The following is a 12,053-nucleotide window of genomic DNA, read 5'->3' on the forward strand; positions in this document are numbered from 1 at the left end:
TTAAAATCCGCATTGCTATCGAGGGAGTTGACGCATCATGAATCACCTACAAGAATGGGCCGCTAGTGGGGTTGATGCTGAATTAACGGGACTAAATGTCCGTCCCCTCGCGGGTAGCAGTTCCTACGATTATCTCCTGTATGCGGAAACGCTGCCCCGCCGCAATGATGGCCGACTGCGCGATCGCATCCTCAGCCGCTATCAACACATTGAGGAAGGGGGCTGGTGGTGTTCGGGGATTGACCTACTCACGGGGAAAGAGGATCTATGGGGCTGTTTTAAACCCGTTGCGCCTCGGAAAACGGCGGATCAGCGCAAGGTGATTAAATATGAACATCCCCCCCAAGCGGAAACCGGCGTATTTGCGCTGCGGGTTCCCCATCGCCTCGCCGAAGGGATCGCCCAGCGCTATGATCAGCCCTACGATCCCCCCTCCCAGGACGCTGTTGGCGTAGCCTCTCCAACGGAGAATGGTTTTTGGCAATGGTTGGCGGCTCATCCGGAAATTCCCCTCTGTTTAACCGAAGGGGCCAAAAAAGCGGGGGCCTTGCTCACCGCTGGGTTTGCGGCCATTGCCCTGCCGGGGGTGAATGGCGGCTATCGCACGCCCCGCAATGCAGCGGGGGAACGGATCGGGCGATCGCGCCTCATTCCCCAACTCGCCCATTTAGCCCAAAATCGCCCCATCTACATCGTTTTCGACCAAGACCGCAAACCGAAAACGATCCAAGCGGTGAATGGGGCGATTCGCCAAACCGCCTATCTATTGCGGCAACAAAATTGTGAGGTGCGGGTGGTGACTTGGGATCATCATCAGGGTAAAGGGGTGGATGATTTGATTGCCCAAGGGGGGATCGCCGCTTTTGAGGCCGCCTATGGCCAAGCTTTGCCCTTTGAAAGTTGGAAGGCGACGACGTTCACCCAACTCACATACCCCGCCCAGATTACCCTGAATGATCGCTATCTGCCCCCCCTGGCCATCCCCCCCGAAGCGCGGCTGATCGGCTTGAAATCCCCCAAGGGGACGGGGAAAACCCAGCTTTTGGAAAGGATTGTCAAGGAGGCGATCGCCCAACAAAAATGGGTACTGGTGATCGGTCATCGGGTGCGCCTCGTCGAAGCCCTCTGTCAACGGTTCGGCCTCCAATACAGTGGGGTAGTGGGTAGTGGGGTAGTGGGTAGTGGGGTAGTGGGTAGTGGGGTAGTGGGTAGTGGGGTAGTGGGTAGTGGGGTAGTGGTTAGTGGGGTAGTGGGTAGTGGGGTAGTGGGTAGTGGGGTAGTGGGTAGTGGGGTAGTGGATAGCAAGAAAACCCAACTAACCCCTAACCCCTCATCACTAACCCCTAACCTCGGTTATGGCCTTTGTATTGATTCCCTCCACCCCAACGCCAGAGCCAGCTTTAACGCCGCCGATTGGCGCGATGGTGTGGTGATCCTTGATGAAGTGGAGCAAGTCCTCTGGCATGGCCTCAACTCCAGCACCTGCCAAGGCAACCGCGTCGCGATTTTAAAATCTCTCAAAACCTTGATGCAGAACGTGTTAGGGGGTCAGGGTCAAGTTTATGTGGCGGATGCGGATCTTAGTGATGTGTCTCTGGATTACCTGATGGCCCTAGCGGGGGTGGAACTGACCCCCTGGATTGTCGAAAACCATTGGCAACCCACCACGGAAGCCTGGCAAGTCCACCATTACCCCGACCCCAACCCCGATCGCCTCCTGGGGGATTTAGAGGAACATATCCGCCATGGGGGCCGGCCTTTTGTCTGCCTTTCGGCCCAAAAGGTGAAAAGTCAATGGGGAACGTCCAACTTGGAGTCTTATTTACGGCAACAGTTCCCGGATTTGAACATTCTTCGCCTTGATTCTGAATCCTTGGCCGATGCCACCCATCCAGCGGCAACGGCTATGGGGGATCTCGATCAGGTGCTGGCTCAATATGATGTGGTGTTGACTAGCCCCTGTTTAGAAACGGGGGTGAGTATTGATTTGCGGGGACATTTTACGTCGGTGTGGGCGATCGCCCAAGGCGTGCAGGCGGAAAACTCCGTCCGTCAGGCCCTGAGCCGGGTGCGGGAAAATTTGCCCCGTTATCTTTGGGTGGCTCCCTTTGGGTTTAATACCGTTGGCAATGGTTCCACCTCCATTGCCTCATTGCTGGATTCGGGCCAACGGCTTACCCAGGTGAATATTCGCCTCCTGCAACAGTCGGATCTGATGACGTTGGATGATGTGGAAACGGGATTTCAGGCGGAATCGCTGCTCTGTTGGGCGCAATTCGCGGTGCGGGTCAATGCGGCCATGGCTCACTATCGGGATCAAGTCTTACTCGGCCTGCAACGGGAGGGCCATCACATCCTCCCCATGGCGGAGGCGGTAGCCCTCGCTCCCTCTGTTGAGGTGGAGGAATCTCCTTCCTTAGGGGCGGCCATTGCAGAGGTGCGCGATCGCAACTATAGCGAGGAATGTGAGGCGATCGCCGCCGCCGCTGATCTCACAGAAGCGGACTACAAACCCCTCAAAAAACAACTGGTCAAAACCCCCGAACAACGCCGCCAAGTCCGCAAGTATGATCTAGCCCAACGGTACGGCCTAACCGTTACGCCGGAATTGGTGGAGCGAGATGATCAGGATTGGTATCCGCAACTGCGCTTGCATTATTACTTGACCGTAGGCCGCGCCCATCTCACGGAACGGGATGCTCAGTTAGCCCAAGCGATGATTTTGCAGGGGGATGGGGCAATTTTTGCCCCGGATTTTAACCGCTCGCAATTGGGGGCGAAAATTGGGGTGTTGGATCTGTTGGGGATTGGGCGGTTACTGGCTCAAGGCGATCGCTTATTACGCAATACGGATCCGGATTTGGTGGCGATGCAGGGGGTGGCGATCGCCAACCGCACCTTTATTAAAGCCGCCCTCGGCATTGGCATCCCCAAAAATGCCAGCCCGATTTTAATTATCCGCCGCTGTTTAGAAAAATTGGGCTATGGCGTGAATTGTGTCAAATGCGAGGGGGTGTTAATCCCTGGCAAAACCAAACGCAGCCGCACCAAACGCATCCGGGTTTACCAAATTGCAGCCCCCCAAGATAGCCGAGGTGCAGTCTTCACCACCTGGTTACAACGGGATACAGTACCCCCAGAAGGGATCAGCGGGGAAGCCCAGAGCCAAAATGATGGCGTGATTGATCTCCCTCAACCCTATGAACAATTAAGCCTGTTTGCTTAGAGCGATCCTCCTCTCGTGATCACTGGCATAGCAATCCTCAAAAAACTCTGATTTTTGTTAAATTATAGGAATTTTGGAGCCATGGGGTACAGAGATGCCCCTCAATCCCCTGTGGAGATGCACCTTCGGCGCAAAAAAGGGGAAGTAAAGTTCCCATGAATCGCGAAAACGCTATAATTATAAAAGCTTATGGCTTCTTGCGTTTGTAGTATCTGGGTAGGCTATGGAAGATTTTGCTGTTGTATGCTTGGAAAGAAAAAAAGACGCTGAAGTTTTACTGAAGCTAAAAGATCACAATATAGCAGCTTTACATTTAGGAGGCATCAGTATTGAGTGTCGTCTCAAGGCATTGCTCACTGTCTATCATCAAATTAGTGAATGGAATCAAAAGAGTCGTAGAGAAAAAGACTCTATGTTTGATCAGCAGATAAAAAATCCAGAACATGGTTTAATAACAGCCCTACGCCATATGCCACACTTATACCAATTAGCAAAGTCTAATAGACAATTCCTAGAGCATCTAAGCCGCATTAGTCACCCTCTCGGTGCAAGCAACGTTGATTATATCGGTTTACGGTATATAGCTCAGGCATCATCTGTTCAGCGAGATGAGTGGAAAAAGAGCTTTGACTATGTTCATGGTTGGCTAGAAAAGAATGAGGTGAATATATAATGAATGCCTCAACATTACGAAAAGAACTCAAAAATACATTCTCCAATAATTTTCAACTCGATGTTGGAGATGGTGGTTTTGTTTTGTTAACCATTATTTCAGAAAAGTTTAATGGAAAGAGTAGAGCAGAGCGATTGCAAGAGGTTGAACCCTTAATTCAAAAAGCTGGTTTATCCGCTGGTATCATTGAATTATACAATCCTGATGAAGCAGTCGAGCAGGGCATAGCACTATCAGATACAAACAATGATATTCCGACATCATGGCAAAAAGCTGTGGATATGTTAGCATCGGGCAAAACTTTTTCTGAAAAAAACAGTCATCGGATCAAGCGTGTCGTATTTTATTCTTATAAAGGGGGAGTTGGCAGAACTACGGCATTGATCCAAACTGCTTTTCAACTCATCCGTTCTGGCAAGCGAGTTGTTATTGTTGATATGGATGTTGAAGCACCTGGCTTACATACTTTACTCCCTGCTCAAAAAGTCACTTCAAAAGTAGGTTTAGTCGATTATTTATGGGAACGTCAAACTTGTTTTTTCAATGAAGATCATCAACCTCAAGTTGAGTTAGGAGGCGACAAAGGCATTATCTATAGCGTGACCGATTCACATTCTAAACGTCCTTTGTTTGTTGTACCTGCCGGAAATATTGGGCGGCGATATGTGCAGCGATTATCGCTGTTGACGACCACACACCTTTTTGATAAAACTGATGATCCATGGTTGCAGTTTGAGCGGGAACTTTGGGAGCAGTTTCAACCTGATATCATGCTGATTGACGCACGCACAGGACTTAATGAATGGGGCGGTTTCACGTTGTTAGGGCTGGCAGATGATATTTTTATCGTCTTATATCCTAGTGAACAAAATGCTGAAGGTGTTCGTTTTATTAAAAACACCTTAAATGAACTGAGTCGTGCTGATGTTAAATTAGTGTTATCTCCTGTTCCTGAAGGTATCATTGGTACTAATTTGGTTGAAAATATAAAAAAATCTTTAGCATTAACTAATGATCAACAACAAGAATTGATTCAAATTCCTTATCATCCGAATATCGCAGGTGTTACTCAATTTCCAGTTGAGACTGCTTTGCCTTACTATGCTCCCATTGCTAATTACTTACTAGAAAAAAGTAGTGTTTTAGAAGCTGACGCACTCATTACTACATCTAACCGTTTAAATTTAGTCAGATCTTTGTCCTTTTCAGAACGTGATGCTGCTAGTATTTTAGACAATGATTTTGATAAAATTTTTCAAAAGACAACTGATTTTGAGCGCTGCTTAGATGATGCTGTTTGGGTGATTCGAGGGCGAAAAGGGACAGGTAAGTCAACGCTCTACACCTTATTTACTCAGCATCGTCAAAATGCTGAAAAGTATGCGCGGGGTCGGCTAGAAAATATAACCCTATTGTCAGGCCATGGCAATAGTGATCAATTTAGACCTACAGGTGATGTTTTTGCTCAAATTCACCAAAAGCTTGATGAACATCAAAAAGATTGGTTATCGTTATGGCGGGCTTACGCTGTTATTCAGATTTATCGTTCAATTCCTGAATTCATGGAAATCTTAAAGCAGGCTAAATTTAAAAGTTTGCTGTCTCGATTAAAATACAACTTTTCTCTAGATCAGTACAATATTTGGGAAGCAAAACATACTCATAAGCTGGTTGAATTTGTCACAGATGAAGCTTTAAATTCCTGTTGTCGAGATGTTTTAAGTTACTATGATCAGTCATTGGGTAAACTTGCACGAAAAATCTGGTTACTTTATGATGATTTAGATCAGGATATTCAAGAAAATAGTCCTTGGCAACAAGCAGCCTTGGGTGGGCTGATGCGTCTAATTTATGATCTCAATAATCAAGGGTTATATCATATTCGCTTTAAAATATTTTTACGAGAAGATATCTGGAGTAATTTAATTTTTACGAATAAAAGTCACTTTGGTGAAGCCCGTACTTTGTTATTGCAGTGGGGAAAAATCGATTTTTTACGTTTAGCTTATCGTTTAGCGATTAGCGGGTCTATCGATTTTAAAATGCTTTCTAACCGCGTCTTACCTCTGGCAGATAATGAAATTGATGAAGCCCCTGAAGAAGCTTTACGTCAAGCATTAGCACCGTTATGGGGTTTGAAGGTTGAAAAGGGCAAAAATGCTTATGTGTCTCAATGGGTGTATTCCCGGTTAACTGATGCCAGTAACAACACTTATCCGCGTTCTTTAAATATTTTACTGAATACAGCCAGAGAGGTAGAATTAGCAGCATCAACCAAAAATATAGCTCACAATCGTTTATTAGGTTGGAACTCTTTAACTAAGGGTTTGGAAGCTGCTTCTCAGGAGCGGTGTGATGCGATCAAAAATGAGCATCCAGAATTTGAAGCATTTTTTAAGCGCATGAATGAATTAAGTTCTTTATTTAATAGAGAAGAGTTAGAGCCGCTATGTCGAGATATTATTGCTAATCAATCTCATTGGACTTTTGAAAGCTTCTTAAAAAGATTGCAGCAAATTGGCTTAATCGCTGAAAGAAGGAATAAAAAGCGTTATGGCTATGCTGTCGCTGATTTATATGTTTATGGGTTTGGGGTTAAGCGCAAACAGGGACAGCGAAAATAGTTATTTTTCATTTTTCAGTAATTGTTATGAAGCAAATATTTGTCCTCGTGCCATGGCTCTGCCGTGGCACGGGCTTACGGCGGCTCTGCCGCCAGGGTTAATGATGCTCAAATTTAGAGGCTGGGGGCGCGGCATAGGTGGGAAATAAGCGGGCCTGTAATGACATCACCACCACATACAAGACGGGAACCATAAACAGCGTTAAAAACGTGGCCACAAACATTCCGCCAAAAACCGCTGTTCCTAAAGATTGACGACTACCGGCCCCGGCTCCGGTGGCAATCACGAGGGGGAAAATTCCACAGAGGGTAGAGATGGCGGTCATTAAAATGGGCCGGAGTCGTTCCTGGGAGGCTTCAATGGTGGCATTGATCAGGGACATCCCTTCAGCCCGTAATTGGTTGGCAAATTCGACGATCAGGATCGAATTTTTACTGGCTAATCCGATCAACATCACTAGTCCAACCTGACAGTAAACATCATTAATTAAGCCCCGCGCTGATTGGGCTAATAATGCCCCCAAAATCGCTAAAGGAACAGCGAGCATGATGATAAAAGGGTCGAAAAAGTTTTCATACTGGGCTGCTAAAACCAAGAAAACAAACACTAACCCCAAGCCAAAGATCCAAGGAGCTTGCCCTCCGGATTCCACTTCTTCAGCGGATGTGCCAGACCATTCATAACCAAAGCCGGGGGGGAGAATTTGGGCGGCAATTTCGCTCATTTGGGTAATGGCCTCCCCTGAACTTTGCCCCGGAGCAGCGGAGCCGGTAATTTCAATGGAGCGGTGAAGGTTGAAATGGTTGATGGTTTGCGCTCCGGTGCTGGGCTGAACGTTGACGAGGCTGCCGACGGTAAATAGGCGGCCCGTTTGCGATCGCACATAAAACCGGTCTAAATCATCGGGATGGGCGCGAAAGTTCTGATCGGCTTGGACATAAACCCGGTAATTCCGTTGTCCTAGGGTAAAGTCGTTGACATATTGAGAAGCAACGGATGTTTGCAAGGTTTGCAATAGGTCATCAATTGGCACTTGCATTGCCTTCGCTGCACCGCGATTGATTTGAATATCTAGCTTGGGGGTACTGGCGGCAAAGGTGGTAAACACCTGTTGGAGGCCGGCGGTTTGGTTGGCTTGGCCAATCATCTGCCAAGCCGTTTGCATCAAGGTATTCAGGTCGTTCACCCCCCGCCGGTCTTGGAGTTGAAAGGCAAAACCCCCAAAGGTTCCCAAGCCTTGGATCGGGGGCAAATTGAGGGGCAAAACCCGCGCCTCGGTGATGGCCATGAATTTCGGAAACAGTTGGCCAATAATCGCCTGCACCGATTGCCCTGGCCCTTGCCGTTCTGCCCAGGGCTTAAGGGGGGCGAAAATAATCCCATTGTTGGCACTGCTGCCGGTGAAGCTAAACCCGGCAACGGCAAAGGTGGCTTCTACTTCGGGAATTTTCAACAATTCTGCTTCTACTTTGGAGACTACATCATTGGTGTAGTTGAGCGAAACCCCTTCAGGGGCTTGAATCAAGGTGACAAAATAGCCCTGATCTTCCTCCGGGAGAAACCCCGAAGGCACAAGGGTAAACATTACCCCCGTTGCGCCCAAGGCGACGATAAACACCCCCACGATCAGGAGCCGGAACCGCATCAGGGTGCGGAGCGATCGCCCATATTGCTGTTGGGAATTGTCCAGAACCCAGTTCACAACGTTAAAGAAGCCCCGCAGGATCCAGGGGGGGCGCTGGCCGGAGCGTAACAACAGGGCAGAAATGGCGGGGGTAAAGGTGAGGGCGAGGAATGTGGAAACGGCGATGGAAAAGGCAATGGTGAGGGCGAATTGACGATAGAGTGCGCCCGTGGAGCCGGGAAAAAAGGCCACGGGAATAAACACCGCCATTAACACCAAGGAGGTGGCCACTACAGCCCCGGTCAGTTCCCGCATCGAGGCGATCGCCGCCTCCATCGGTCGCATATTTTGGGTTTGGATCAGCCGAAAAATATTTTCGACAACAATAATGGCATCATCCACCACCATCCCCGTGGCGAGGGTCAAACCAAAGAGGGTGAGGGTATTGATGGAAAAGTCAAAGGCCCGCACAAAGATAAAGGTGCCGATTAACGAGGTGGGGATCGTCAGGGCTGGGATTAAGGTGGTGCGCCAATCCTGTAAAAAGACGAAGATGATCAAGACGACGAGGGCAATGGAGACAATCAGCGTATTCACCACCTCGGTCATCGAGGCTTCCACAAAAGCCGTCGTATCAAAGCCAATGGCATACTCCAAATCCGGCGGAAACTGCGCCGCCAAGCGGGCCATTTCCGCCTTCACCGCCGCCGCCACCTCTAAGGCATTACTCCCCGGCAATTGCGAAACCCCTAACCCCGCCGCCGTATTGCCCCGAAAATGGAGCGTTGTGCTGTAGTCCTGGGCCCCCAATTCCACCCGGCCCACCTCATCAAACTGCACAAGATTGCCATTCTCAGGATTCGTCGCCAACACCAATTTTTCAAACTCTTCCACCGACGTAAACCGGCTAAAGGCTTCGAGATCGAGTTGATACTGCTGTTGGCCATCATTAGGCGGTTGGCCCAAACGCCCCGCCCCCACCTGAACATTTTGCTCCCGCACGGCATTGACCACATCCTGAATCGTCAAGCCCCGACTGGCTAACCGCTGGGGATCCACCCAAAGGCGCATCGCATAACGGCGTTCCCCAAAAATCTCAATTCCCGCCACCCCCTTAATCCGCTTCAAAGCCTCCGCAATGTAGAGATCAGCATAGTTGCTCAAAAAGGCTGGATTATAGGTTCCTCCAGGGGAATAGAGGCCCAAAGCCATCAAAAAACCGCTGGATTGTTTGGTGACACTCACACCAGTACGCTGCACCACATCGGGGAGGCGGGCTTGAACCGTAGAAATGCGGTTTTGGATATCAATGGCGGCTAAATCAATTTTGCGATCGCCTTCAAACGTGACATTGATCGTGCTGTTGCCATTGTTACTACTGGAGGAAGAAATATAGCGAATCCCTTCAATGCCGTTAATTTCCTGCTCCAAAATATTCGTCACCGTATTTTCCACCACTTCGGCACTAGCTCCGGTGTAGTTGGCGCTGACTTGCACCTGGGGCGGCGCGATCTGCGGGTATTGGGCAATGGGTAGCGTCGGAATAATCACCGCACCGAGGAGGACGATAATCACCGCACAAACAATCGCCACTACCGGACGTTTAATGAAGGTTTCGGCGAACATAAGAGAAGTAGGGAGTGGGAAGTACGAAGTGGGGAGTGGGAAGTACGATAAATTTCTGTTTGCCTTTTGCCTTTTGCCTTTTGCCTTAAATTTAGGGGGCAGTGATCGAGGCATCGGGCATGGGCATGATCGGCGCACCGTCGGTGAGGTTGAGGATGCCGGAAACGACGATTTCCATGCCGGGTTCTAGACCGGAAATGATGTGGTAGCGATCGCCCTGTAAGCGTCCTAATGTGACGGGCCTTTGACGGGCAATGCGCTCTGTACCGGGGGGGACTTCATCCTCTGGCCCTGGAGCTTCCGCTACAAAGACAAAGGGTTCGCCGGCCATGCGGGTAATGGCGACGGTGGGGACTAAAATGCCGGGATCGGTGCGCCAAATTAGCCGCGCTCGCACAAACTGGCCATTGCGCAGGAATTCGCCGCCATTGGCAAAGGTGGCCTTGGCCAGGAGGGTTTGTTGGTTGGGGTTGACGTTGGGGTCAATAAAGCTAATTTGGCCGGTGTTGAGGATGTTGCCTTCTTCGGTGGTAAGTTCTACAACCTGGCCAATTTGCAACTCTGGCGCTTTTTCAATGGGGATCGAGACCCGCAGGTCGAGGATTTGGTTTTGGGTGAGGGTCGTGAGGGTATCGGTATCCCGCACCACATCCCCCGGATTAACCTTAATATCCCCCACCACACCGGCAAAGGGGGCGGTAATCACGGTTTCCGCCAATTCGATGGTGGCGCGGTTGGCGTTGGCTTGGGCGGCGTTGAGGCCGGCTTGGGCCTCCTGGACGGCGGCGCGGGCAGCGATGATTCGCTGTTCCATTGCTTTTAAATTGGCTTGGGCCACTTGGCGATCGCGCCCCACCTGATCCAACTGTTGGGCCGTAAACACCCCTTCTTTCACCAAAAATTCCACCCGTTTATAGTTTTCATTCTCTAACTCCACCTCCGCAATCAGGGCAATGCGATCGGCTTCGAGGGCCGCTAATTGCGATCGCGCATTACTCTCAAAGGCCCGGGCCGCGTTAATACTGGCAATCACACTGGCTAAATTGGCCTCAGCGCGATCGGGTTTCAATTCCGCAATCGGCGCACCGGCAGCGAGGCGATCGCCCGCCCGTACAAAAAGCCGCTGCACCCGCCCCGTCACCTCCGGCCGCACCTCCACCACCTGAGCCGCCTCCAAAGAGCCAACAAAATCCGTAGAGTCCACAATCGTGTCACGGGTCACAGTTTCCAACTGCACCGGCAACCCCTGGCCTTGGGGTTGACCCATCGCCGTGGGCATCGGTTTACGTCCTGCCCACCATCGCCAGCCGATGCCCAGGCCCGTGAGCAGGAGAGCAGCAGTAATGAGAGCGACCCAACGGATACCCCGCTGGGGAGGCGGTAGAGGCTGATGGGCCAGATCGGAATTGGTCATAAACAACACCCTAGGGGATGGACAAGTGGGAAATAGGGAGTGAGAAGTAGGAAGTGAGGAGTGAGGTCTAAATTTGCTCTTTCCCCTCTGCTTTTTCCTCTCTTCTAATCCTTAAAGGGGCGATTCGCGCTGCGGAAAAAACTATGATGTTAATTACGATACCGTACCGTATCTAAACCTCTCCGTCAATGACCCCAACCCCCCCCGGCCGCCCCCGTGATCCTGAACTGGATCAGTTTATTTTGCAGGCAACTCTAGATTTATTGGGGGAAGTGGGTTATGCCGGTTTGAGTATAGAGGCGATCGCCCAGCGGGCCGGTGTGGGCAAAACGACGATTTACCGCCGTTATCGCCATAAGGAAGAATTAATCGCCGTGGCGATCGAGCATCACCGCCCGGAGTTGGTGGTTCCTGATACCGGGGCGATCCGCAGCGATTTAGATCTCATGCATCAACATTTTGTCGAAACGGATCTCTCTCCCTTGGGGCGACAAACCCTCGCGATGATCATTAGTTTGGCCTCTTCGAGTCCCCAATTTGCCGAAATTTATTGGCAAAAATATATGCTACCCCGTCGTCGGGCCGTGTCGGTGATTTTCGATCGCGCCAAAGCACGGGGGGAACTGACCCAAGATCTCGATCTGGCGATGATCTGCGATTTAATGACAGGATTACTCTACCGTTTAATTTTGTTTCAGCCCGAAGATGAAGGCATTGAAGCATATATGCGCCGCGCCTTCGATTTTTTACTCCGGGATGCTTTGGTGGGTGAGGGCAGTACTCGTCACTAAAATATACTGAAAAAATGGAATCTCTCAATTTTTGGTAGGATCATCAGCAGTAAGTTTGCTCTAGCGGGAGAAGGA

6 protein-coding genes are annotated in these 12,053 nt (G+C 50.0%); 4 read left to right on the forward strand and 2 right to left on the reverse strand.

The window, feature by feature from the left end; translation table 11 throughout:
- Nucleotides 1–37: 37 nt before the first annotated feature.
- The 3 genes from VB712_RS15585 (at nucleotide 38) to VB712_RS15595 (ending at nucleotide 6,523) form a co-directional block, all read left to right on the forward strand.
- Nucleotides 38–3,226, forward strand: coding sequence for a plasmid replication protein, CyRepA1 family (locus VB712_RS15585; RefSeq protein WP_323256347.1), 3,189 nt, complete (start codon nucleotides 38–40; stop codon nucleotides 3,224–3,226).
- Nucleotides 3,227–3,449: 223 nt separating this feature from the next.
- A complete protein-coding gene (locus tag VB712_RS15590) occupies nucleotides 3,450–3,899 on the forward strand; it encodes a hypothetical protein (protein WP_323256349.1) in 450 nt (149 codons plus the stop codon).
- Nucleotides 3,899–6,523 carry a MinD/ParA family ATP-binding protein gene (locus VB712_RS15595; RefSeq protein WP_323256351.1) on the forward strand — a complete coding sequence of 875 codons (2,625 nt, stop codon included), beginning with the start codon at nucleotides 3,899–3,901 and terminating at the stop codon, nucleotides 6,521–6,523. The genes VB712_RS15590 and VB712_RS15595 overlap by 1 nt, the downstream gene beginning before the upstream one ends.
- Before the next feature lie 97 nt (nucleotides 6,524–6,620).
- Here VB712_RS15595 and VB712_RS15600 read toward each other — a convergent pair whose 3' ends face one another.
- The gene (locus tag VB712_RS15600) at nucleotides 6,621–9,773 is read right to left on the reverse strand and encodes an efflux RND transporter permease subunit (protein ID WP_323256353.1); all 3,153 of its coding nucleotides are present in this window, start codon (nucleotides 9,771–9,773) and stop codon (nucleotides 6,621–6,623) included.
- 91 nt (nucleotides 9,774–9,864) lie between these two features.
- Complete coding sequence (locus VB712_RS15605) at nucleotides 9,865–11,187, reverse strand: efflux RND transporter periplasmic adaptor subunit (RefSeq protein ID WP_323256355.1); 1,323 nt, start codon at nucleotides 11,185–11,187, stop codon at nucleotides 9,865–9,867.
- A gap of 188 nt (nucleotides 11,188–11,375) precedes the next feature.
- Here VB712_RS15605 and VB712_RS15610 point away from each other — a divergent pair, with 188 nt between their 5' ends.
- A complete protein-coding gene (locus tag VB712_RS15610; RefSeq protein WP_323256357.1) occupies nucleotides 11,376–11,978 on the forward strand; it encodes a TetR/AcrR family transcriptional regulator in 603 nt (200 codons plus the stop codon).
- Nucleotides 11,979–12,053 lie beyond the last annotated feature (75 nt).

This window comes from Spirulina sp. CCNP1310 (assembly GCF_034932185.1).
Classification (GTDB): Bacteria; Cyanobacteriota; Cyanobacteriia; order Cyanobacteriales; family Spirulinaceae; genus Spirulina.